This is a genomic window from Occultella aeris (genome assembly GCF_902703175.1).
Taxonomy (GTDB): Bacteria; Actinomycetota; Actinomycetes; order Actinomycetales; family Beutenbergiaceae; genus Occultella; species Occultella aeris.
The window spans coordinates 176,829-197,637 of the sequence record NZ_CACRYJ010000071.1; the positions used below are offsets into that span (position 1 = coordinate 176,829).

Annotated in this window: 25 protein-coding genes; 8 read left to right on the top strand and 17 right to left on the bottom strand. The window is 69.7% G+C overall.

All coding sequences use genetic code 11. The annotated features are described in order from the left end of the window. Positions 1–369 precede the first annotated feature (369 nt). From HALOF300_RS26475 to HALOF300_RS26485, 3 genes are all read right to left on the bottom strand, one after another. Positions 370–747 carry a hypothetical protein gene (locus HALOF300_RS26475; protein WP_156743859.1) on the bottom strand — a complete coding sequence of 126 codons (378 nt, stop codon included), beginning with the start codon at positions 745–747 and terminating at the stop codon, positions 370–372. A gap of 341 nt (positions 748–1,088) precedes the next feature. Beyond that, positions 1,089–1,388 carry a hypothetical protein gene (locus HALOF300_RS27145; protein ID WP_197522860.1) on the bottom strand — a complete coding sequence of 100 codons (300 nt, stop codon included), beginning with the start codon at positions 1,386–1,388 and terminating at the stop codon, positions 1,089–1,091. A 426-nt stretch (positions 1,389–1,814) separates the two neighbouring features. Then, a complete protein-coding gene (locus HALOF300_RS26485) occupies positions 1,815–2,240 on the bottom strand; it encodes a VOC family protein (RefSeq protein WP_331716264.1) in 426 nt (141 codons plus the stop codon). Positions 2,241–2,265: 25 nt separating this feature from the next. Between HALOF300_RS26485 and HALOF300_RS26490 the strand changes: the two genes are divergently transcribed. Next, positions 2,266–2,847 (top strand): GNAT family N-acetyltransferase, encoded by a 582-nt coding sequence (locus HALOF300_RS26490; RefSeq protein WP_156743860.1) that lies wholly within the window; start codon positions 2,266–2,268, stop codon positions 2,845–2,847. A 228-nt stretch (positions 2,848–3,075) separates the two neighbouring features. Here HALOF300_RS26490 and HALOF300_RS26495 read toward each other — a convergent pair whose 3' ends face one another. Continuing rightward, positions 3,076–3,858, bottom strand: a complete 783-nt coding sequence (locus HALOF300_RS26495) for a class I SAM-dependent methyltransferase (protein WP_156743861.1) — start codon at positions 3,856–3,858, stop codon at positions 3,076–3,078. A gap of 81 nt (positions 3,859–3,939) precedes the next feature. On the opposite strand from HALOF300_RS26495, the gene HALOF300_RS27815 reads away from it, so the two are divergent. Then, positions 3,940–4,416 carry a GNAT family N-acetyltransferase gene (locus HALOF300_RS27815; protein WP_197522861.1) on the top strand — a complete coding sequence of 159 codons (477 nt, stop codon included), beginning with the start codon at positions 3,940–3,942 and terminating at the stop codon, positions 4,414–4,416. Here HALOF300_RS27815 and HALOF300_RS26505 read toward each other — a convergent pair. Together HALOF300_RS26505 and HALOF300_RS26510 are read right to left on the bottom strand one after the other, a co-directional pair. Further along, complete coding sequence (locus tag HALOF300_RS26505) at positions 4,398–4,922, bottom strand: pyridoxamine 5'-phosphate oxidase family protein (protein ID WP_231955799.1); 525 nt, start codon at positions 4,920–4,922, stop codon at positions 4,398–4,400. The genes HALOF300_RS27815 and HALOF300_RS26505 overlap by 19 nt on opposite strands. A gap of 117 nt (positions 4,923–5,039) precedes the next feature. Then, a complete protein-coding gene (locus tag HALOF300_RS26510) occupies positions 5,040–5,420 on the bottom strand; it encodes a hypothetical protein (RefSeq protein WP_156743862.1) in 381 nt (126 codons plus the stop codon). 166 nt (positions 5,421–5,586) lie between these two features. Between HALOF300_RS26510 and HALOF300_RS26515 the strand changes: the two genes are divergently transcribed. Further along, on the top strand, positions 5,587–6,345 hold the full coding sequence (locus HALOF300_RS26515) for a class I SAM-dependent methyltransferase (protein WP_156743863.1): 759 nt from the start codon (positions 5,587–5,589) through the stop codon (positions 6,343–6,345). A 46-nt stretch (positions 6,346–6,391) separates the two neighbouring features. Here the strand turns inward: HALOF300_RS26515 and HALOF300_RS26520 are convergent, their stop codons facing one another. Beyond that, positions 6,392–8,278, bottom strand: coding sequence for a hypothetical protein (locus HALOF300_RS26520; RefSeq protein ID WP_156743864.1), 1,887 nt, complete (start codon positions 8,276–8,278; stop codon positions 6,392–6,394). Positions 8,279–8,287: 9 nt separating this feature from the next. Then, positions 8,288–8,860: a GNAT family N-acetyltransferase gene (locus tag HALOF300_RS26525; RefSeq protein ID WP_231955800.1), complete on the bottom strand. Its 573-nt coding sequence runs from the start codon at positions 8,858–8,860 to the stop codon at positions 8,288–8,290. 37 nt (positions 8,861–8,897) lie between these two features. Between HALOF300_RS26525 and HALOF300_RS26530 the strand changes: the two genes are divergently transcribed. Then, positions 8,898–9,251, top strand: coding sequence for an iron chaperone (locus tag HALOF300_RS26530; protein ID WP_156743865.1), 354 nt, complete (start codon positions 8,898–8,900; stop codon positions 9,249–9,251). Positions 9,252–9,275: 24 nt separating this feature from the next. On the opposite strand, the gene HALOF300_RS26535 is transcribed toward HALOF300_RS26530, so the two are convergent. Then, positions 9,276–10,520: a VOC family protein gene (locus tag HALOF300_RS26535; protein ID WP_156743866.1), complete on the bottom strand. Its 1,245-nt coding sequence runs from the start codon at positions 10,518–10,520 to the stop codon at positions 9,276–9,278. A gap of 105 nt (positions 10,521–10,625) precedes the next feature. Here HALOF300_RS26535 and HALOF300_RS26540 point away from each other — a divergent pair, with 105 nt between their 5' ends. Beyond that, entirely contained in the window at positions 10,626–11,204 is a 579-nt protein-coding gene (locus HALOF300_RS26540; protein ID WP_156743867.1) for a mycothiol transferase, read from the top strand. Positions 11,205–11,277: 73 nt separating this feature from the next. On the opposite strand, the gene HALOF300_RS26545 is transcribed toward HALOF300_RS26540, so the two are convergent. After that, a complete protein-coding gene (locus HALOF300_RS26545) occupies positions 11,278–12,234 on the bottom strand; it encodes a helix-turn-helix transcriptional regulator (RefSeq protein WP_156743868.1) in 957 nt (318 codons plus the stop codon). A 95-nt stretch (positions 12,235–12,329) separates the two neighbouring features. Between HALOF300_RS26545 and HALOF300_RS26550 the strand changes: the two genes are divergently transcribed. Further along, a complete protein-coding gene (locus tag HALOF300_RS26550; protein ID WP_156743869.1) occupies positions 12,330–12,629 on the top strand; it encodes a DUF1905 domain-containing protein in 300 nt (99 codons plus the stop codon). Positions 12,630–12,644: 15 nt separating this feature from the next. Here HALOF300_RS26550 and HALOF300_RS26555 read toward each other — a convergent pair whose 3' ends face one another. From HALOF300_RS26555 to HALOF300_RS26585, 7 genes are all read right to left on the bottom strand, one after another. Then, complete coding sequence (locus HALOF300_RS26555; protein ID WP_156743870.1) at positions 12,645–14,057, bottom strand: MFS transporter; 1,413 nt, start codon at positions 14,055–14,057, stop codon at positions 12,645–12,647. 184 nt (positions 14,058–14,241) lie between these two features. Continuing rightward, positions 14,242–14,670, bottom strand: coding sequence for a hypothetical protein (locus HALOF300_RS26560; protein ID WP_156743871.1), 429 nt, complete (start codon positions 14,668–14,670; stop codon positions 14,242–14,244). Positions 14,671–14,748: 78 nt separating this feature from the next. Further along, on the bottom strand, positions 14,749–15,369 hold the full coding sequence (locus HALOF300_RS26565; protein WP_156743872.1) for an L-threonylcarbamoyladenylate synthase: 621 nt from the start codon (positions 15,367–15,369) through the stop codon (positions 14,749–14,751). 23 nt (positions 15,370–15,392) lie between these two features. Beyond that, positions 15,393–16,256 (bottom strand): class II fructose-bisphosphate aldolase, encoded by an 864-nt coding sequence (locus HALOF300_RS26570; RefSeq protein WP_156743873.1) that lies wholly within the window; start codon positions 16,254–16,256, stop codon positions 15,393–15,395. Further along, complete coding sequence (locus tag HALOF300_RS26575) at positions 16,243–17,199, bottom strand: 1-phosphofructokinase family hexose kinase (RefSeq protein WP_156743874.1); 957 nt, start codon at positions 17,197–17,199, stop codon at positions 16,243–16,245. Before HALOF300_RS26575 ends, HALOF300_RS26570 begins: the two co-directional genes overlap by 14 nt. Beyond that, positions 17,196–18,083: an ROK family protein gene (locus tag HALOF300_RS26580; protein WP_156743875.1), complete on the bottom strand. Its 888-nt coding sequence runs from the start codon at positions 18,081–18,083 to the stop codon at positions 17,196–17,198. Before HALOF300_RS26580 ends, HALOF300_RS26575 begins: the two co-directional genes overlap by 4 nt. Before the next feature lie 2 nt (positions 18,084–18,085). Next, the gene (locus tag HALOF300_RS26585; protein ID WP_156743876.1) at positions 18,086–18,976 is read right to left on the bottom strand and encodes an SIS domain-containing protein; all 891 of its coding nucleotides are present in this window, start codon (positions 18,974–18,976) and stop codon (positions 18,086–18,088) included. A gap of 147 nt (positions 18,977–19,123) precedes the next feature. On the opposite strand from HALOF300_RS26585, the gene HALOF300_RS26590 reads away from it, so the two are divergent. Next, positions 19,124–19,906, top strand: a complete 783-nt coding sequence (locus HALOF300_RS26590) for a DeoR/GlpR family DNA-binding transcription regulator (protein ID WP_156743877.1) — start codon at positions 19,124–19,126, stop codon at positions 19,904–19,906. A 118-nt stretch (positions 19,907–20,024) separates the two neighbouring features. Beyond that, positions 20,025–20,804 carry a class I SAM-dependent methyltransferase gene (locus tag HALOF300_RS26595; protein ID WP_156743878.1) on the top strand — a complete coding sequence of 260 codons (780 nt, stop codon included), beginning with the start codon at positions 20,025–20,027 and terminating at the stop codon, positions 20,802–20,804. Positions 20,805–20,809 lie beyond the last annotated feature (5 nt).

The following is a 20,809-nucleotide window of genomic DNA, read 5'->3' on the forward strand; positions in this document are numbered from 1 at the left end:
GCCCCACCGGCAACGTAGAGAGGATCACCTCACGCGACTCGGGAAGGTGAACGGCTGCTCAGTACTGCGGCGGGATGTGGAAGTCGATCGTGTCGTCGTGGACGGTGCCCGTTCTCGTCCCCGACAGAGGCGATCGTGTGGGGGTCGAGGTTGATCGAGTTTCCCGGCGCAGACGGACATCGATGCGCAGAGCACAAAGCCCACGATTGGGGCGTGATCCGCTCGAAGAGCGCCCAAGTCCTCTCGCTCGGCGAACCAGCCGAGGGTCCGCCTGCGAGGGTCGCGGTCCTCCTCGAAGCGGAGGTCCAGTCCCGTTCCCCAGACGATGCTGACCTGGTAGTCAGTGTGCTGCGCAACAGATCCGGCCGGTTATGGGTACCGCTCGAGGCCGTCCAGATACGCGTACGAGACCATGGCGAGCTGGCCACGAGTCAGGTCGATGCCCTCGCCTGACGGGCAGCTCACCGTGATGACCTGCTGCACACCGAGCGCCACGAATGCGCGGGCCGTGACAAGCAGCCACTGGCCATTGCTTTCTTGGCCTAGTGCCCGTGCGACGGTGTAGGTCGGACCGTCCTCGCCCAGACCCTCTCCGATGCCGAGCAGGTCCTGCGCTGGCCCGGCGACGATTTCTACGCCGGCTAGGCGGTCCTCGACCAGAGCTGTGGATGCCTTCTCGTCGCCGGCGCTCTCGCCCTCGTAGGGGGCCCGCTCATCGAGGACGCGGCAGCCGTTGCCGGAGTTCACCATCTCCAGTGTGGTGGGAGGTGATGTGCCGGTCGTCGTGGAGGCCGGGGCGCCTACGAGTTCCCAATCCCACACCTCGCCCAGGTCGTTGCGAAAGGTCACGTCGGTGGCCGTGGCCAACGCAGGCCCGTCAGCGAACGAGACCGTGCCCTCCAAGGCTCCGTCACCAGTCCAGGTCGGCGCTACCTCAGCACCATCACCGTTCGAGCTGGCAGTTGACTCCGACGCGGCTGTGTCTTCCGAGACCGTCCCCACGGAGCTCCCGCAGCCGGACATGAGAACCGCGCCTGTCAACGCCGCGATCACTAGCGTCATACATCGGCCGCCCACGCCTCCAAGCTTCACCCGCACAACCCTAGTCCAGCGACGTCGTCCCAGGTCAGCCGGATGACGTCTTCAATCTGCTGGCCGAAGACGGTGACCAAGATGGCGGCAGCCCGGTCGCGCACGGTGAGCTCGCCGGTGTGCACGACGCGGTCAACGGCTGCGTCTTGCTCGGACTTCGGCAGTTTGGGGCTGGTTCCGCGGCGATGCCGCGCGATGCTGAGCTCACGGTCGACGAGCCGGGACTTGATCGCCCACGGGATGAACCGGTCGACGAGCCTGCGGGTGCCCGGCCCGTCCGCCAGCCGGCCAGACATCGAGATGCTCCTGCCGAAGCTCCCCGAGTGCAGTGCCGTGGTCGTGTAGCCAGTTCAGGAACTCGATCGCCACGGTGATGGTCTGCTTCGATCGGAGGAAAGTGCCGTGCGGCACCGCCTCCATCTGGTTCATGCGTCGCTGCTGATGCCAGCGGATGTGGCGGCGTACGACGTCGCCCGCCCGTCCGCGGCGACATGATGCTGACCTGCCGAAATGCTGTCTACGCCAAGAGAAGGGAGTGGTCGCATCTACTGCGACTCTCGTTGCTTACGCGCCGATAATGTACATTATGTCATAACGCCGTCCTGCTCGGTCCATCGTGCACTTCCCCACCGATGTCCCCGAGACGTACGCTTCGATCATCGGGCCGTCCCTGGCCACGGCGGCCGAACGTCCTTGGCGCCGGCTGTGCAGCGGATCGTGGCTCAAGCGATCACGCAGAACAGGTTGCCGTCCGGATCGGCCAGGACCACGAAGTCGGCGTCCTCGGGATACTCCCAGTCAACCCTCCGGGCGCCTAGCGTGATCAAACGTTCAACCTCAGCGCGTTGGTCGGCCTCCCCGTCTGCCCACAGATCGAGATGCGTGCTGTCATCCTCGTCCAGATGAAGCCGAGTGCCGGCTGCACCCTCGGGCACCAGGAACGCCGCGTTGTGCGGCTGCCTGGTGTAGCCGAGCGCGGCTGACCAGAATGCCCCCGCCCTGTCGACGTCTGACACATTCATCACGACGGCTCCGAGTCTCAACATGGGTCGATCGTGACGCACCCGACTGCGATCAGTCCAGCGATCCACCTCCGGGTTGGTTGCGGCGATCCGTGCGATCCGGCGCGCGATGCGGACATAATTCATCCGGAATCTTGCCTACGATGCCGACATGGTGACAGGTGAGCACACGATCGAGCCGTTGACTGCTCATACCTGGAACGCGTTCGCCGCCCTGGTGGAGCGGCACAACGGGATCTTCGGTGGCTGCTGGTGCACCTACTTCCATCCCGACTGTGCCGACCGGGAGCCTGGGTACGAGGGCAGCCGCACGATGAAGAAGCGGTTGGTCGAGAACGGACAGGCCCATGCGGCGCTGGTGATCGTCGGTGACGAGGCGGTTGCGTGGGCGGAGTACGGCACCCCGGATGAACTGCCCACCATCCATCACCGCAAGCAGTACCTCGCCGAGGCCGATGTCATTCCCGACTACCGCATCACCTGCATCTTCGTCGACAAGCGTTACCGAAAGCAGGGCTACGCCAAGGCGGCCCTGGCCGGTGCGCTCGCTCTGATCGCAGCCCGGGGCGGCGGCGTGGTCGAGGGGTACCCACACGAGATCGGTGAGAAGAGGATGAACAACTCGTTCGTCTACAACGGAACACGCACGATGTACGAGCGGGCCGGCTTTGAGTTCATCCGCTCCAAGGGGCTGAAGAACACGGTCATGCGTCGCACGATCCAGCCCGCTTGAGTTCTGCCCGAGGGCCGTGACGGTTACGACGCAGGGTCCCGAAAGGTGCATCGGTACACCATCGGTGCGGCACCGACATCAATCATCAGGGTGCCGATCAACGGGCCGCGAGAGCCCCGGCCGGTCCGATGGCCGAAGGTCCCTCCTGCGGATCCCTCTCCCCCACCGATCCACCGATCGGCACCTCACTGCGATTCCCCAGTCCGCGAGCGGGTGCTCGGGGTGCGGTTACGGGCTGGAATGCGGCCGGAGTTTGAAGATCACGATGCCGAGATACTTGTTCATCCACGCCTGCTTGTGCGGATAGCGGCGTCGGTGCACCTCGGACAGTTGAGGCTCTGCCGCGGACTCGATCCACAGCCCTGCCGCACTGAACACGTTGATCAGATCGGAGATCGTGTAGGGCCGCTTGGTCAGGGCGATCTCGTCGTTCCAGCCGCTGACGTAGGAGAACGGGGCGGTCGAGAAGTACTCCTCACCCATTGAGGTCCCGTTCATTTCTGCCCGTTCGAGGGCGTATCGGATCGGCTGCGTCCTGGTCAGCAGGATGAACCCGTCGTCGGCCAGCATCGCCCGCGCTGCCCGCAGGGTGCGAACGGGGTCCTTGGCGTAGCCGAAGGACTGCAGGAACAGGATCCGATCGAACGTGCGGCCGGCAAGCCCGGGCACCGACTCCAGTTCGGAGAGATCGCCTTGGAGGAGTTCCAGCCCAGGAGGTTGGGCACTGGGAAAGTTGCCACTGATATCGACACCGACCGAGGCGCCGGCACCGTCTCGAACCAGCTCGGCGACCTTGCCCCCGTTGCCGCAACCGACATCGAGCACCGAGCGCCCTGTGACATCACCCAGAACGTCTCGCTGCGCAGGCCACTCGACCAGCCGGTCCAGCGAGTCCTCCTTGGCTCGAGCCCGCTCGTAGTCCGGAGCGAGCTCGAGCCACGGCTGGCTCGGGTCCGCACCATGTGCCCGGTGAGCACTCGTCGTGTCCTGAGGGCCATCTGACACCGCCATGACACCGAACATAGCCGTCAACCCGCGGGGTGCCGACTCATTCAGGACCATCGCGACTCGACTGCGTGCCACACTCCTCTCGTGAGGATCAGCCGAGGCACTGCGGACGACAGCGGCGAGTTGGCTCGGCTGCTGTGGCTCGATACCGTCAACGGTGAATACTCGGAGTCGTCGGCTGACGAGTTCACGGCGGACCTCGCGACCTGGTGGACCGTTCATCAGGACACGCACCTGGCTTTCGTTGCTCGACTCGACCGACCGGAGATCGTCGGGATGGCCTGGGTCGCGCTGATCCCCCGCACTCCGAGGCCTGGCGCGACAAGTCGGCTATCGGCGGACATCCAGAGCGTCTTCGTCGTGCCGGAGCAGCGCGGCCAAGGGATCGGCTCGGCGCTCGTGCACGCCGCTAGCGGGCACGCAGCACAACTCGGAGCCCTTCGTGTGACCGTCCATTCCGGTCGCAAGGCGGTTCCGGTGTATGAGCGGCTGGGCTTCGAGTCGTCCCGACAGCTCCTGCATCGACCGTTCTCCCGCACAGGTCAGCCATCCCCCGCTTGACGCTCCGCCCGCTGTCGGACCAGTTCCTCGACGGCGCTCGGCAGCGTCGTCTCGAAGTCGATCAGCTTCGCCCAGGTCGGGGTGACGACGATCCGCACCATGCCGTCGCGGTAGAGCGAACGCACCTCCGCCTCCCACTCGACCCGTTGCTCAGCGGTCATCTCGTAGGTGCTGGTCGCCCGCAGATACTCGTCCGGGATGCCGTCGACGAAGTCCAGCTCGGCGAGCCCGCGGATGAGCAGGATCTTCGGTGGGTGCACCTCGGTATCGATCGTCATGGCCACTGCCGGATTGTTGCGCAGGGCAGGGATCTTCGGTGCGTTCTTCGTCGTGCAGATGACGATCTCGGCGCCGTTCCAGGTGAACGCGATGGGCACATTGCGGGGGGTGCCGTCCTTCGCGACGTAGGCCAGGCGGGTCAGGTCGCGGGACAGCAGTTCCTGACTGATCGGGCGCTCCAGGACCTCGGTGATCTGGCTCGGTTGCATGATCCGCTGCGTCGTCATGATGGTTCTCCTGCATCCTCCGCCGGCTCTGTTCGTGGCCGCTGGTACACCTGGGACGGAGCCAGCGTCGCACTCTCGACATCCGAGGGGCACCCGGGCGGATCCGCCGCGATGTGGTCAGACGCCGATCGGTGCGCCCTGCCATGACGTGCCGTCCACGACGTCCCCGCTGCCATCGATCAGTACGATCCGGAAGTACACGTCGTACTGCTCCGCCAGGTTGTAGTTGCGCACCTCCCACGTACTGCTACCGGAGAAGACGAACTCGCCGGCGCGTCCGTACTCGGTCTCCCACTGCAGGATCGGGGTCAGTCCGTCGACCTGGGTGTCGGAGAGCGCGAAGATGTCCCCGTCGCTCTCGAAACAGGCCGTGGCTGCCTCGACTTCGAGGCAGTAGTCCGCCGCGCTCGCCGGTGCTGCCGTGGTGAGGGCGGCCGCAGCCGCCAGACCTACCGTGGCGAGCGTTCCTACTGATGCCCTGCGCGTCGTCTTCCGCATGGTCCGTTCCTCTCGGTGCTCGATTGTCTTCCGGTGATCCGCTTCTGCGCGACCACCCGGTCCTGCCCGTCCACCGTGCGCAGGCCGTCCGCGCCCTCGCTACCTACTTTCGGAGGGGATTCGCGGGCGGTGTTGGCGAGCCCGGCCAGGGAGTAGCCTCGTGCCGATGGCAGCCGACGCCCACGCCGACCGGGTCCGATGGGACGCGGTAGCCACCTCGTACGCGGCAATGGTGGGCGGTGACGCGGACTCCTTCTACCGCCGACTCGAACCGTTCCTCGCGGAGGAGATCGGCGACCCGACGGGTCAGCGGATCTGGGACCTCGGCTGCGGGCACGGGTGGCTCGCCGGCCTGCTCACCGCCGGCGGCGCGCGCGTCGACGGCGTCGACGGCAGCGCCGCCCTGATCGCGACCGCCCGGCACAACCACCCGGACGTCCGGTTCGAGGTCCGTGACCTCGCCGACGAGGTGCCGGTCGAGGAGAACGCCTACGACGCCGTCGTCTGCCACATGGTGCTGATGGATCTCCCGGTCCTGGATCCCATCATCACCGCCGTTGCCAAGGCACTGCGACCCGGGGGGCGGTTCGTGTTCTCCGTCCTGCACCCGGCCTTCTACAACCAGACCCCCTCCCCCAGTGACAGTCCTGCCCCGTGGTCGCGCACAGTCACCGGATACCTCGAGCCGGAACAGTGGTGGGTCAAGTCGTTCGGCGGCCACCGGCACTACCACCGACCCCTCGAGGACTATGTCGAGGTGCTCGCACGGCACGGCCTCCTGGTTCGCCGGCTCGTCGAACCACCCACCCTGCCTCATCACGCACGCTCCGACGACCAATGGAGCGCCTACGAGCGCTGGTTCGCCACCATCCCCACGATGCTGGCGGTGTCCGCGGTGGTGTCGGACCGGACCGGCACCGACTGAGCGACGAAGCGAGACCGGACGGACGCCGTCGACCCTGGTCCTGTACTCATCGAGGTAGGGAGACGGTCCCCCTCAGGCTCAACGCAGGCAGATGCCGGTGGCGGTGTTCCTCACAGACGACCAGGAACGCGCCGATCCGCCAGCCCTTCGGCCGCCCGGTATCCCGATACGGAGCCAGCGCCCGGTCCAGGTCATCGCGCACCGCGGTCGTCGAGGCCGCGTCCGAGTTTCGCGCCACTGTGAGCGTCCACGCCCTGAGTGGGCCCCCGACCTCGCGCGGTGCCAGGAAGATGCTGCCCTCCGCCGGTCGTCGCAACCGCACGGTGAGCGTGCCGCCGCTCGACCACGCGAGCGCGTCGGGATCGTCCGTCGCCCAGCCGAGCTCTGTGACGGCGACTGCGGCGTCCGCGGTGCTCGGCTCACGCCAGCCGGACACGAGTTGCGCGAACCGGGCCAGGTCCGCACCGGAGATCGATGACGTCGTCCCACCTCCGGCCAGGGCGGTCGCCCAACTGGGCCAGTCCGGCCGCTGCGCGCCGATGAGCCGGTTCGCCTCCAGCCACAACAGCCGGTCGTCCACGCGCCAGATCGGCTGGCCGGTCACAGCGGCGGGCACCACCTCGCCGGAGATGGCGGCGCCGAGGCAGCGGCCGTGCCAGTCGTCGCGCACCTCGTGCTGTCCGAGTGCCTCACCCGCAAGCAGCCACGAGCGAGCCGCGGCCACCCCAGCGCTCGTCGGCTCAGCCACCTGCGCCCGGTAGCGCTCGAAGCCCGGCGCGCCCGCCTTCAGGTTCGCGAACGAGGTGACCGTCGCTCCCACCGCCCAGGTCCACCGCTCGGACGGCTCCCCGAACGCGTCGGTGAACGCCGCCGAGATGGCCTCGTTGGCATCCTTCGACTCGGGCGCCACCTGGGCGATCGAGCGGGCAACGCGCCCGTCGACGAGGCCGAACTCAATATCCCGTCCATGTGGGTCCAGCAGTGCCACGGTCCCGGGCAGCTCCCGGGCCGGCGCCTGCGTGACCGCACCTTCGGCGATCAGCCGGCGCCGGGCTTCCTCGAACGGCAGTCCGCGCAGGTCCGAGAGCTGGCGCAGCAGCGACGCAGCTTCGTGAGGTTCGGGCTCGGGCGTGGCATCGATCGTCACTGCGCTGCCCCCGAACGGTGCGTGGACCCGGCCCACGGGGGCATCCCCGAAGTCGACCGAGCGTGAGTGGAAGCTCTTCATGCGTCGGATCGAGAAGGAGCGGGTGTTCCGGCGCCAGGCGCCATCCCGAAGTGGCGCACCGGTGACGTCACCCAGGAACTCCAGCGTTTGCTGGAACCGTTCGTCGTCGTTCGCCGACTTGGTACCGGGTGGCCGGATGCCGGCCTCCATGAAGAAGTGCACCCGTGTCTCCCCCGTTTCGCGGGACGTGATGGACGCCCTGGTCAGGCTGTGCTTCGCGCGCGGCCAGCGACCGCGGTCGTCCGGCCGGGCGCCGGCGTCGACGAACCCGTGCTCGACCAGCCACTGCTCAACCACCGCACCGTCCAACCAGGCGGACGCGGCCCGGCGCAGGTCCGACATCGAGAACTGGGCGTGCAGGCCCAGCGAGACCAAGCCGGCGTGGCAGGACATGGTGACCGCCCAGCCGCCGACATCCCATCGCTTGTCGGTCCCGGAAGGCTTGCCGACCTTGCGTGTGATCGCGGCGCGGAGCCTACGCTGGAAGGCCTCCGGGTCGTCGTCGCCCGGACGAACGAGATCGATGTGCTGGTGCGTCTCCGGGACTTCACGGTTCCTCGGCCAGTCGGCGGCACCGTCCAGACCGGAGTCGGCGAGGGCCTGTTCGATGGCGCTCGGGGCCGAGGAATCGAGACGCGCGAGTGTCTGGAGGAAGTCGGGTATCCGTGCGACGAGGTCGATGGTCTCGAGATCGGCGTCGGCCACGGTGGCAGCCTAGCGCGAGCCGCCTCCTGTGGACCGAGCCCGACGGACGCCGTCGGGCTCGGTCTCCAGCCGGTCCGAGCGACCGTCTGGCGGCCGCGTGAGCCGGAGCTGCCGGACGCCGTCGGCGACCTCGGCGGGACCGTCCGGCACGAAGCCATGCTTGGCGTAGAACGCCTGCGCCCGTGGATTCGGGTCGATCACCCGGAGCGTGGTCCGCACGGACGGATCGAGCACGGCGGCAAGCAGCGCACGCCCGGCACCGGTGCCGTGATGCTTGGCGAGCACGTAGATGTTGTACACCTGTTCGTCCCACGGGGATTCCTGCTCCGGCACCGGACCGACCAGGGCGAGGCCGATCACCGCATCCTCGACTACCGCCACCGCCGCACGGCTTCGTGACGCGAGATCTCCGCCGATGACCTGCGTCCACATGCGCTCCCGACGAGCGATGAAGGTGGGGTCGTCCAGCACCTCGTCCGGCATCAGCCCCCGATAGGTCTCCTGCCAGGTCGCGACGTGCACAGCCGCCACCGCGGGCACGTCGCCGGCCCGCATCGCGCGCACCATCACCTGTGGGTCCACGAGCGCATCCTAGGCGTCGCGGTGGCAGGATGACGCCATGGGTACCGTCGATGACCTGCTGGCCGACCTCGATCCGGCCGACCGTCCGTCCGTCGAACGCATCTACGAGATTGCGCGCGAGCAGGTGCCGGACGCCGCGCAGGGCCTCGGCTACGGAATGCCCGCGCTCGTCCACCGGGGCAAGCCGTTGCTGTCGGTGATGCGAGCGAAGAAGCACATCGGTGTCTATCCGTTCAGCCCGGCCGCCGTCTCCGCGGTCGCGGACGACCTGGCGGGGCATCCCGGCATCGGGCTCGACAAGGGAACCATCCGCTATCAGCCCGAGCACCCGCTGCCCGACGCCGTCGTCCGCGCGCTGGTCCGGGCCCGCCAGGAGCAGATCGAGGCCTGAGCGACCCTCTCGTCACAATGGTGATCAGGACCCATCCGCGCGGAAGGTGAGCTCGTTGCCCTCCGGATCGGCAACCGTCCATCTGCCGTCCTGCTCCCCCACCATCCGCCCGCCCGCAGTGACCGCGGTCGCGACCCGGGCCGCGGCCTGGTCATGTGGCACGAACACCTCGAGGTGGAGCCGATCGCGCTGACGGCGACGCTCGGTATCGGCAGCATCGAGATCCTGGAAGAACAGGACCGGGTTGAGCCGGCGCGGGTCGTAGATGTCGGTGAGGTGGGCGCGTGGGTCCAGCCGGTAGCCGAGAGCGGCCGTCCAGAACGCCCGCGTGGCGGGGATGTCGACGGCGTCGATGCCGTACTGCACGAAGCCCAACTGCTCGGGGGCGGCGCTCAGCCCGAGGCCGCGTGCCGCGGCCTGGATCGCGGCGGCGAGCTCGACGAACGCCTCGCGAGTCCCGCCGTCGGCGTCCTCGAACTGGTCCTTGCCGCTGTCGATCGTGACGCCGTCGGGCCGCAGGTCCACGAGCAGTGGCTCGCCGGCCTCGTCGGCGAGCGTGGCGACGGTCGTCGCGAGTGCAATCCCCTGTGCCAGCGAGTCGGTGCGGTAGTGCGTCATCGCCCCGAAGATCGCGCGCCAGTCCGAGGTCTCGGGTCGGTCGCCGAGGTTGCCACCGGGAACGAGGTCGACCACGTTGCCGTCGGGGTCGGCGAGCGCTAGGCCGAAGGGACCGTGGGGCGCCTGCCCGGCCGCCTCGCGGGCAGCCGTCACCGACTCGGCGACGCGGACGACGTCGACGTGCATGCGATTGCGCAAGGGCCGCCGCGGCTCCTGCGGTGCGAACGAGACGCCCGGCCAACGCCCGAGCGGGTCGACCAGAGCGGCCTCACCATCGGCCCCGTAGCCCAGCACGGTGCGCCAGAACGGGAGCACGGCCGTACGGTCCGACGCGTCGATGACGAGCCGAACCGCCTGGAGTGCCGCCGGGTCGGCCACCAGGGCCAGGTCCCGAGCCGCCGCCGAGACCGCCCGGGCAACCTCGACGTCCGCGCCGGTGATCGTCACTCCCACGAGGCGAACGCGCACTCCCCCGGCCCTCAGGTCGATCGCCGCCGGGGCACCCGCCGCCACGCTCGCGATCCGCGCGACCAGCTCCGCCCCTGCTGACATGGACGGCGCCTCGAACCAGGCGCTCGGGCGGCCGTCGACCACACGCCAGTCCGGCGTGGCCTCCGCGTCAGGGAACCCCGCTGTGTCGACCTGAGTCATGATTGCCTCCCGCGTCGCGATCGACGGTCATCCACCGTCACCGGTTCCGACGATAGAGCCGGTGGCGGACGGTGAACGTCCGGATCTCCACCTAGCCTGCCTGGTATGACCACGGATGACTACCCCTGGGAACCGCCACTCGCGGGCACCGAGATCGAGCACCTGCTCGGCACCCTGAAGCGCCTGCGCACCACCTTCCGATGGAAGGCCGACGGACTCGACGAGGCCGGCCTCACGCACCGGATCCCCTCCTCGAGCCTCACCCTCGGCGGGCTGCTCAAGCACCTCGCAGCGGACGAGGACTCGATGTTCACGGTGAAACTCACCGGGGCGTCCATCGGCGAACCGTGGGAATCGATCTGGCCCGACGGCGCGGAGTACCACGCGTTCACGCTCGACCCCACCGGGCACACCCCGGACGAGCTCTACTCCTTCTGGGACGGAGCCGTGGCCCGCTCGGACGCACGCATCACGGCAGCGCTCGAGCGTGGCGGGCTGGGCCAGCCGACCGCCCTCGACTTCGGCGCCGAGGGCCACGCCAGCCTGCGCCGGCTCCTGTTCGACCTGATCGAGGAGTACGGCAGGCACACCGGCCACGCGGACCTCATCCGCGAGGCGGTCGACGGCCGGGTCGGTGAGGACCCCCCGGCCAGGTGGACGCCGGTCAGCGGCCGGGCCGGCTGAGCAAGGACTGCCCGACGGCGATCGCTCGCTCGTGCGGCCGCGTCCGGCCCTCCGCGTGCTGCGTCCGGCCCCGTCAGCGTGCCGCGTCGAGCAGTCGCTGCCCTATCGCCCGGCAGGCCTCACTGAGCTCGGCGCCCCGCACGACACGGAACGCCATCGGGGGCTCACTCAACTGCGCCGCGTACCAGGTCGGGTCGCTGGTGCTCCCGACCAGGCGGGTGGCCCGCTCCCCAGCCTCCTCGAGGCGACCGAGCGCACGCGGGATCCACGACCGTACTGCGGCGATCGGGGCGTCGAAGACCACCTCCACCTCGTACTCCCAGCCGATCGCAAGGTGCTCCTCAAGTACTGCCACGGGGTCCAGGTCGGCCGGCGGCGTGAACGAGACATCGAGCGGCCCGACGGCGAGGATCCGGTCGATCCGGTAGGCACGCTGAGCGTCGGCCCGATGGGAGTGGCAGAGCAGGTACCAGCGCCCGTGCCGAACCACCACGGCCCACGGATCCACCTCGGCCACCCACTGCGACCCGGACTCGGAGCGGTACTCCAGCCGCACCTGTCGCTGCTGTGAGATCGCCTGCACGAGCGCACTGGTGGTCCCCGGGTCAGGCCGCGCGGCGCCCAGGTCCGGGGCCGCGGCCGCGCTGCGCCGGACCGCTTCGGCCTGAGCGGCCACCGACTCCGGCAGGGCGCGCATGATCTTCCCGACGGCGCTGCCGACCGGGGCAGTGGGGTCACCGGCGTCGTGGTGACCGTCGAGGACCGCCATCACGAGCGCGAGTACCTCGGTGGCCGTGAACGTGAGCGGCGGCAGCCGGACACCACGACCCATCCGGTATCCGCCGTACGGGCCGCGACTCGACTCGATGGGGATACCGGCGTCACGCAGGATCGACACGTATCGGCGTGCGGCCCGCTCGCTGACGCCGAGCCGCTCCCCCAACCGGTCTGCGCTGATACCAGGGTTCCCCTGGATGAGCTCCAGCGCGAGGAGCGCCCGCGCCGTGGGACTGTCGACGTCACCGTTCACCGGATCCTCCCTCGTCGGTGGCGAATGTTCGAGTCGGCCGCTCCGGCCCTTGTTCCGGAAGCGGTTCATCCGGAATCCGGCCTATCCTCGCAGGTATGGATCTCGAGGTGACCGGCGACATCTGGTACTGGCGTGGACCGTCGCCCTTCCACTTCGTCACGGTCGATGACGAGGGCGCCGAGTTCCTGCGCGAGATCATGCGTGAGGTGACCTACGGCTGGGGCATGATCCCGGTGCAGGCACGGATCGGTGACACGCCGTACACGACCTCGCTGTTCCCGAAGAACGGCGGCTACATCGTGCCGATCAAGGACGCCGTCCGTCGTGCCGAGGAACTCGAGGACGGCGACGTGGTCACGATCAGCATGACGGTGACTTCGTCGCGCTGGCGCTGACGTCGAGACCGAAGGTCACGAGTCCGAGGCGCCCGCGAAGCACTCCTGCCCCGCCTCGCAGGCGACGTCCTCCGCTCGAGGCACGGACGCCTCGTCACCATCGGACGCAGTCTCCTCCTCGGCTGCCTCGGTGACGTCCAGGGGGTTCGCCAACTCGTCCCGCGGCAGCCGGGCCAGCAGGATCGCAGCCACCGCGAAGAGGGCCGGTAGCACCCCGGCGGCGATGAACGTGGCGCGCAGCCCGATCAGGTCCGCGACCGGACCCGCCAGCGCCATCGAGACCGGCATGAGTGAGATCGAGACGAAGAAGTCGAGGCTCGAGACCCGTCCGAGGAGGTGCGGCGGCACCCGGCGCTGCAGCAGCGTGCCCCAGATCACCATCGGGGCCGAGAAGAGCGCACCGAGCACCGTCGCGGCCGCGATGATCTGCCAGACGGCGGTCGCGTAGGCCATCGCGACGAACGGCAGGCTGCCGAAGCCCCAGAGCAGGATCATCACCGTGAGGTAGCGGCGAGGCAGCCGTCGTGACGCCATCACCAGCGAGCCGAGCGCACCGCCGATGCCGAAGCCGGCAAGCACGAGGGCGTGATCACCGGCGCCGCCGCCCAGCCGGTCCTTGATCAGGAACGGGATCAGGACCTCCAACGGGCCCATCATCACCAGGATCATGAGGGAGGCGAAGAGGAGCGTGGCGAGCAGCCATGGCGTCACCAGGAAGTAGCGGAAGCCCTCGGCGATGTCGGTGAACATGGTCCGGATCGGGTGGACACGGGCAACGTCGGAGGCTTCGGCAGGCTGCCGGCGCACCGGCGTCAGTGGCACCGTGCCGAGCGCGACGAGCCCGATGAGACCGCTCAGGGCGGCCAGTGCCATCGCCGCGCCCGGTGACGCGACCCCGATCACCACGCCCGCCAGCGCGGGACCCGCCGCCTGCTGCAGCGATGGGCGGAGCATGCCCTCGAACCCGTTCACGGCGAGGAGCTCCTCCGGCGGCACCAGGGCGGGTAGCCACGCGGAGTAGGCCGGGTAGTAGAAAGCCATCGCGGCCCCGCCGAGGAAGGCGATCACCGCCAGGTGCCACAGCTGGGTCTGCCCGCTGATGCCGAGGAACGCCGCGGTGGCGAACAGGGTCACGTGGGCCGCCTCGACGCCGAGCAGGATGATCTTCTGTGGCACCCGGTCCGCGACCACCCCGGCGGCCAGGGCCGGCACGATCGTCCCGATCGCCGCGCACATGGTGACCAGGGACAGGTCCCGGGCGCCGCCGTCGATCCGGATGACTTCCCAGACCATCGCGACCATCCAAAGACCGCTCATGATGAGCGAGAAGAAGAGCGCCAGGCCGAGCCGCCGGTACGCGGAGTGCCGGAACGGGCTCAACGCACGGGGCAGTCGTCGGCCGGTGGTGACGGATGGTGACTGCGACATCTCGGAGATCTCTCTGACTCGGTGAGCGGGATTGACGTACCTGGGTCCGCGGGGCCCGTACCTGCCGATGTGGTGAACTCGACAGCACTACAGACCCGCGGGACCCATCGAACTCATCGGCGGCCATCGAAGACCCGACGAATCTTGCTCACCTCAGAGCCTGACGCCTCAACCGTGGTTGAGGTCAAGCAATCTGCCGGCGCCGCTGCCAGATCCGGCACCGGACGCCCGCCCCCGATGCTCCCGGCATGCCAGCGGGACCACCGCTCTCCGGACACCCGCGATCGGGATCGGGCCAGGCGGGGCGACCCGTCGGCGCCTCGGCCACGGGCTCCCAGCACGACCAGAACAGGTCGCAGTCGCACCCCGGCACCGACCGGGCATCATGGTGCCCCGACGGCCCGCCGTCGGTCCACATGACCTCCGCGCCGGGCGGTGCGGCGGCCCCGGCCTCCACGGCCCACCTGCGGCCCCACCGCGACGTCCCGTCGCAGTCGAACGTCGTGAGCATCCGCTGCACGTAACACAGCGCGCACTCCCCCGGCCGCACTGCCGTCAACTCCTGCGCCAACCGGGCGAGCTCGCCCTCCAACTGCTCCATGTGTGCCGTCATCGGCCCTCCCGAACGTTGTGATACCGATGTTCGAGAGCGTGTCAGGTACCTATGACATCCGTGCCTTCGGCCGGGATGTCACTCGAACGGGCTGGGGTCGCCGGCGCCGTAACGGGCGATCTCGGCGTAACCCTCGGAAAGGTCCACCACGGTGGTGGGTACCTCGCCGCACTCCCCTGAGTCGATCACCGCGTCGAGCACATGGTCGAGCTCGTCCTTGATCTGCCAGCCGTCGGTCATCGGCTCGTCCTGCCCGGGCAGCAGCAGCGTGGAGGACAGTAGCGGCTCGCCCAGCTCGGCGAGCAGTGCCTGCGCCACCGGGTGGTCCGGGATCCGAACGCCCACTGTCTTCTTCTTCGGGTGAAGGAGGCGCCGCGGCACCTCCTTCGTGGCCGGCAGGATGAAGGTGTAGCTCCCCGGAGTGCTCGCCTTCACGGCCCGGAACACCGCGTTGTCGACGTGCACGAACTGCCCCAGCTGGGCGAAGTCCGCGCACATCAACGTGAAGTGGTGCTTGTCGTCCAGGCGCCGGAGCGCGACGATGCGGTCCTTCGCAGCCTGGTTCCCCAGGGCGGCGCCGAGCGCGTAGCAGGAGTCCGTCGGATAGGCGATGAGGCCGCCCTCACGCACGATCTCGGCGGCCTGCCGGATAAGCCGGGACTGGGGGTTGACCGGGTGGACGTCGAGGTACTTGGCCATCCAGAGAGCCTAGTCGGGACCGATCAGAGGCGCACCGGCGCCGGGGCCGGTGCCGGTGCCGCGTACCACTCGAGCAGCCGGGTCACCTCGGCAGCCATGGCGTCGTTGCCGGCCTGGAACCACTTGCGGGTGTCCACGACCTCCATGTTCTCGATCAGGTAGTCCCGCACGCTGGTGGTGAAGATCTTGTTCAGGTGAGTGGCCACGTTGATCTTGGTCATGCCGGCCGCGATCGCGTCCCGCATGCCCTCGTCGCTCACGCCGGACGAGCCGTGCAGCACCAGCGGCACGGCCACGCGAGCCGCGATCGCCCCGATCAGATCGAGGTCGAGCTGGGCGCCGCGGGTGGTCATCGCGTGCGAGGACCCGACGGCGACGGCGAGCAGGTCCACCCCGGTCGCCGCCACGAACTCCGCGGCCGCGTCGGGGTCGGTGCGTGCGGACGGGTCGTGGACGCCGTTCTTGCCGCCGACCTCACCCAGCTCCGCCTCCACGGATACCCCACGGGCGTGCGCGTGCTCCACGACCGCGCGGGTGGTGGCCCGGTTCAGGTCGTCCGGCAGCTTCGACCCGTCATACATCACCGAGGTGAACCCGAGGTTGATCGCGTCCTGGACGAGCGCCACGTCCTCCGCGTGATCGAGGTGCACGACAACCGGCACGTCCGCGGCCCGGGCCACCGCGAGCACGCCGGCCCCGATCGGCGCGAGCGCACCGTGGTACTTCACCGCGTTCTGGCTGATCTGGAGGACGATCGGCCGGCCTGCGCCCGTAGCGGCCTCCACAAAGGCTTCGGCGTGGTCCAGATGCACGACATTGAACGCTCCAAGTCCTGAGCGTTCGACGCGGCACAGATCTGCAACGCTGACCAGATCAACGAGTGGCATGGCTTTCCTTCACTTCGGTCCGAGCAAGCAAGCGCTGATAGGTGGAAACGTCGAAATCACCGGCCACCGGGGCGACGACGGCCGCCCCCGAGAGCGCGACGACGTCGTGCAGTCTACGGGCGACGAGACCGGCCTCGTCGCCGGTGCCCGGGAGACCGGTGTCCAGGGCCCGGGCGATCGCGGCGACGGCCGCGTCCCCGGCGCCCGTCGGATTTCCCGTCAGAACCTCGGGGGCCGCCGCGGTCCAGGTCCGCCGCGCCTGCCCGGCCCCGCTGACGGCGACGACGCCGTCCTCGCCGAGCGAGACCACCACAAGGCCGGCGCCGCGGTCCAGCAGTGCGCCGGCGGCGGCGTGCACGTCAGTGATCTGGGTCGCGGCCCGCAGCTCCTCGGCGTTGGGCTTGAGCACGTGCGCGCCGGCCGCGGCGGCCGCGAGCAACGTCGGTCCCGAGGTGTCGACCACGACCCGGACGTCCTGCTCGACGGCGTCCCGCACCAGAGTGGGAACGGCCTCCGGTGGGGTGCCGGGCGGGGTCGAGCCGCTGATCACGAGCACGTCCCCCGGGCTCAGCAGCGTGAGGGCAACGTCGGCCAGAGCCCGCCAGTCGGCGGCGGAGACCTCAGGTCCCGGCTCGTTCAGCACGGTCGCGCCGGCGTCGTCCACGACCGTCACCGTGGTCCTGGTCAGTCCCTCGACCGGCAGGAACTCCTGCCGGATCCCGGCGCGAGCGAGCAGGTCACTGATCACTGCGCCGGTGCTCCCGCCGAGGAAGCCGAGGCAGACCGGGTCCTCCCCTAGGGCGTGCAGCACGCGCGCGACGTTGATGCCCTTGCCACCGGCGGACCGGGCCACGACGCCGACGCGATGGCTCTCGCCGGGCCGCAGCGCCGAGGTGCGGTAGGTGACGTCGAGCGCAGGGTTGGCAGTGACGGTCAGGATCATGATCCCACTCCCTCCCCGGCCCCCGTCGTCGAGAGGCCCATGGCGAGTGCCCCTGCCCCGAGACACCCTGCCCAAGGTCCGAGCGTAGCCGCAAACACCTCGGGCGCGGGACGCTCACCGAGTCTTCTGGCCATCGAGTTGCGCAACGGGCCGAGGACCGCCTCGCCGCCGCCGGCCAGGCCGCCGCCGATGACGACCCGGACCGACCCCAGCAGCGCGATGGAGTCGGCCAGCGCCAGACCCAGCGCCTCCATGCCCTCGGCGATCACAGCGGCCGCATCGGCATCGCCAGCCACGGCTGCCTCGACCACCTCGTCCGCTCCGGTCACCGCCGCCCCGGTGCGCGCCGCGTACCGCCTCGCGATCGCGGACGCGGAGGCGACGGCCTCCAACACGACCGGAGCTCCGCCGTCGGGGTCGGAGACGGTCAGCATGCCGATCTCACCGGCCCACCCGGTGCCGCGGACGCGGCCGTCGAGCACCAGCGCGGCCGCGATGCCGGTGCCGACGGGCACGAAGAGAAGGTCCCCGCCGGCACCCCAGACGGATGCCGCCAGGGCGCCGGCCCGCACATCGTGGCCGAAGGCCACCTCGCGGCCGAGCGTGGCCACGAGCAGGTCTCGCAGTGGGACATCGCGCCAGCCCAGGTTCACCGAGAGGACCGCCGTGCCGCTCGCCTCGTCGACGATGCCTGGCACGACCACGCCGACGGCGTCGCCCGGCTGGGCGAGGTCACGCACCTGGGCGGCGATCACCTCGACCATCGTGGCGACGTCGCGGGGGGTCGGCACCCGCCGTGGGTGGCTGAGCGTTCCGGTGGCGTCGACCCGACCGACCTTGATGGTGGTCCCGCCGACGTCCACTCCGACGGCATGCGAGGGCATGCTCAGTGGTCGCCGGGGTCGAGGATCACCGAACGGGTCAGGTTGCGGGGTGTGTCCGCGTCGAGACCACGAGCCTCGGCGCGGGCGACCGCGAGCCGGTGCAGCAGGACCAGGTGCGCGAGCGGGTCGAGGTCGCTGGCGACGAGGGTGGCACCGGTGGCGGTGACATCGTCGGCCAGGCCGGCCGGGGTCGGTCCGAAGACCCAGACCAGCCGCCCGGGCTGAGCGATCGAGATCGGGCCGTGCCGGTACTCCATGGCCGGGTAGGACTCGGTCCAGAACTGGCTCGACTCACGCATCTTCAGCGCGGCCTCGTGGGCGAGCCCGATGGTCCAGCCGGTGCCGAGGAACGTGATCTGGTCCGCGTCGACCCAGGCCTGCGGGAGGTCGTGGGTGAGGGCGGCCTCCGCGGCCTCGGGCAGCGTGTCGAGTGCGCCGGCACCGACGACGCTCGCCCGCAGCAGCAGCAGCGCGGTCGTGGCGAAGCGCGTCTGCACCACCGACTCCTCGTCGGCGAAGTCGAGCACGATCTCGTGGTCGGCACTGGCCGCAGCAGGTCCACCGGCCACCGCGGTGATGAGGACCGACGGTGCGGCGGAGCCGGCGAGCAGGTCGATGATCTCGGTCGTGGTGCCGGACCGTGAGATCGTCACGATCCGGTCATAGGGCCGTCCGGCCGGAAACTCGGTGGCGGTGAAGGCATCGGTCTCGCCCTGGCCGGCCTGCTCGCGCAGCGCGGCGTAGGACTGTGCCATGAACCACGACGTCCCGCAGCCGATCACAGCGACCCGCTCCCCTGCACCTGGCAGGCCCCGGAGGCCGGAGGCGTGCAGCGCCAGTGCCTCGCGCCAGGTGCCGGGCTGGGATGCGACCTCGATCGCGGTGCGGTTCATGTGTGGTCCTCTCCTCGAAACTCCAATGACGTAATGTGACGACTATACGGGCTGATCGATCACGAATCATCAGCGAGCTGATCTGTTCGGCTCAGGTACCGAGCGGGCATGCTCGGCGCCGTGGGTCGAACTGACGGAAGGACGCGCATGGACCGACACCAACGGCTCGGGTTGCTGCTCGAGCTGGTCGTTGCGCGCGAACACGTCCGCATCGAAGACATCACCCGTGAGCTGGACGTCTCGCCCGCGACGGCCCGGCGCGATCTCGACGCGCTGGCCCAGCAACAACTGATCACCCGGACCCGGGGTGGCGCCGCAGTCGCTCCGGGATCAGCCGACCTGCCGCTGCGCTACCGCGCCGCGCGGCAGGGCGACCAGAAGGAACGGATCGCCCGGGCAGCGGCGGAACTCGTGGTCGCCGGTCAGGTCGTCGGGCTCAACGGCGGTACGACGACCACGGAGGTGGCCCGTGAGATCGCCGTGCAGCCGGGTCTGCAGGGCGGACCCAGCAAGCCCCTTGTCATCGTGACGAACGCCGTCAACATCGCCAACGAACTGGCCGTCCGTTCGAACCTGCGCGTGGTGGTCACCGGGGGCGTGGTGCGCCCGCACAGCTACGAACTGACCGGACCGCTGGCCGGACTGCTCCTCGGGCAGGTGAGTCTCGACCTGCTCTTCCTCGGGGTGGATGCGCTGGACCCCCAGGGCGGTGCCAGCGCGACGGACGAGGGCGAGGCGAGTACGAACGCCGCCCTCGCCGACCGGGCCGAACGGGTCCTGGTCGTGGCCGACTCGACGAAGCTCGGGCGGAGCGCATTCGCTCGGATCCTGCCGACGAACGCGGTGCACACCCTCATCACCGACACCGACGCGGACCCCGGACTGGTTGCCGCGTTCGAGGGGGCCGGCGTCAAGGTCATCCTGTGTTGATCGACAGGCGCCGCGAGCCGGCGCGGCCCTGTCTCCTCACTCGGCCGGTCGGGGCAACAGCCTCGGTGCCGGGTAAAGCACTTGTCGGCCGAGCGGCATCGTCGGCAGGCTGGCCCGCATGACCACCGCCGCACCGCCGCCGTCCTTCGAAGCGCTCCTCGCCGAGGGCGAGTCCGTCGACGTCTCCGGGTGGGACTTCTCCTGGTTCACCGGTCGGGCCACCGAGGAGCGCCCGCCGTGGGCGTATGCCCGGCTGCTCTCGGAGCGGATGGCGCGCGCGCACGCCGCCCTGGATCTGCAGACCGGCGGCGGCGAGGTGCTCGCCACCATCGCGAGCCCGCCACCGGTGCTGAGAGCGACGGAGTCGTGGGCGCCGAACCTGCCGATCGCGCGCCGCGTGCTCGCCCCGCTCGGGGCGGACGTGCTCGAAGCGCCCGACGGCGGGCCACTCCCCTTCGCCGACGCCTCCTTCGACCTGGTCACGGCGCGGCTCCCGGTGGTCACGCCCTGGCCCGAGATCGGCCGGGTGCTCGCCCCCGGTGGCACGTTCCTGGCGCAGGAGGTCGGGCCGGGCTCGAACATCGAGATGTCGCGGGCGATGCTCGGTGAACACCTGCAGCCCAACGGCCGGTTCCCGGCCGATGCCGTCGCAGCCGCCGAAGCGGCCGGCCTGGTCGTCGTCGATCTCCGAGAGGCGTCGCTGACCATGGAGTTCTTCGATGTGGCAGCCGTGGTCGTGTTCCTGCGCAAGGTCATCTGGACCGTTCCGGACTTCAGTGTCGGGCGGTTCCGGCCGCAACTGCGCGCCGTCCACGACCGGATCCGGGCGACCGGCTCCTTCGTCTGCCACCCGACCCGGTTCCTGATCGAGGCACGCAAACCCGAACGGACCGACTGAGCGGC

Coding starts and splice junctions, on each gene's coding strand:
- HALOF300_RS27145 (WP_197522860.1), bottom strand. CDS start 1,388: ATGTCTGGCCGGCTGGCGGACGGGCCGGGCACCCGCAGGCTCGTCGAC.
- HALOF300_RS26485 (WP_331716264.1), bottom strand. CDS start 2,240: ATGAATTATGTCCGCATCGCGCGCCGGATCGCACGGATCGCCGCAACC.
- HALOF300_RS26490 (WP_156743860.1), top strand. CDS start 2,266: ATGGTGACAGGTGAGCACACGATCGAGCCGTTGACTGCTCATACCTGG.
- HALOF300_RS26495 (WP_156743861.1), bottom strand. CDS start 3,858: ATGGCGGTGTCAGATGGCCCTCAGGACACGACGAGTGCTCACCGGGCA.
- HALOF300_RS26505 (WP_231955799.1), bottom strand. CDS start 4,922: ATGACGACGCAGCGGATCATGCAACCGAGCCAGATCACCGAGGTCCTG.
- HALOF300_RS26510 (WP_156743862.1), bottom strand. CDS start 5,420: ATGCGGAAGACGACGCGCAGGGCATCAGTAGGAACGCTCGCCACGGTA.
- HALOF300_RS26515 (WP_156743863.1), top strand. CDS start 5,587: ATGGCAGCCGACGCCCACGCCGACCGGGTCCGATGGGACGCGGTAGCC.
- HALOF300_RS26530 (WP_156743865.1), top strand. CDS start 8,898: ATGGGTACCGTCGATGACCTGCTGGCCGACCTCGATCCGGCCGACCGT.
- HALOF300_RS26535 (WP_156743866.1), bottom strand. CDS start 10,520: ATGACTCAGGTCGACACAGCGGGGTTCCCTGACGCGGAGGCCACGCCG.
- HALOF300_RS26540 (WP_156743867.1), top strand. CDS start 10,626: ATGACCACGGATGACTACCCCTGGGAACCGCCACTCGCGGGCACCGAG.
- HALOF300_RS26550 (WP_156743869.1), top strand. CDS start 12,330: ATGGATCTCGAGGTGACCGGCGACATCTGGTACTGGCGTGGACCGTCG.
- HALOF300_RS26555 (WP_156743870.1), bottom strand. CDS start 14,057: ATGTCGCAGTCACCATCCGTCACCACCGGCCGACGACTGCCCCGTGCG.
- HALOF300_RS26560 (WP_156743871.1), bottom strand. CDS start 14,670: ATGACGGCACACATGGAGCAGTTGGAGGGCGAGCTCGCCCGGTTGGCG.
- HALOF300_RS26565 (WP_156743872.1), bottom strand. CDS start 15,369: ATGGCCAAGTACCTCGACGTCCACCCGGTCAACCCCCAGTCCCGGCTT.
- HALOF300_RS26570 (WP_156743873.1), bottom strand. CDS start 16,256: ATGCCACTCGTTGATCTGGTCAGCGTTGCAGATCTGTGCCGCGTCGAA.
- HALOF300_RS26575 (WP_156743874.1), bottom strand. CDS start 17,199: ATGATCCTGACCGTCACTGCCAACCCTGCGCTCGACGTCACCTACCGC.
- HALOF300_RS26580 (WP_156743875.1), bottom strand. CDS start 18,083: ATGCCCTCGCATGCCGTCGGAGTGGACGTCGGCGGGACCACCATCAAG.
- HALOF300_RS26585 (WP_156743876.1), bottom strand. CDS start 18,976: ATGAACCGCACCGCGATCGAGGTCGCATCCCAGCCCGGCACCTGGCGC.
- HALOF300_RS26590 (WP_156743877.1), top strand. CDS start 19,124: ATGGACCGACACCAACGGCTCGGGTTGCTGCTCGAGCTGGTCGTTGCG.
- HALOF300_RS26595 (WP_156743878.1), top strand. CDS start 20,025: ATGACCACCGCCGCACCGCCGCCGTCCTTCGAAGCGCTCCTCGCCGAG.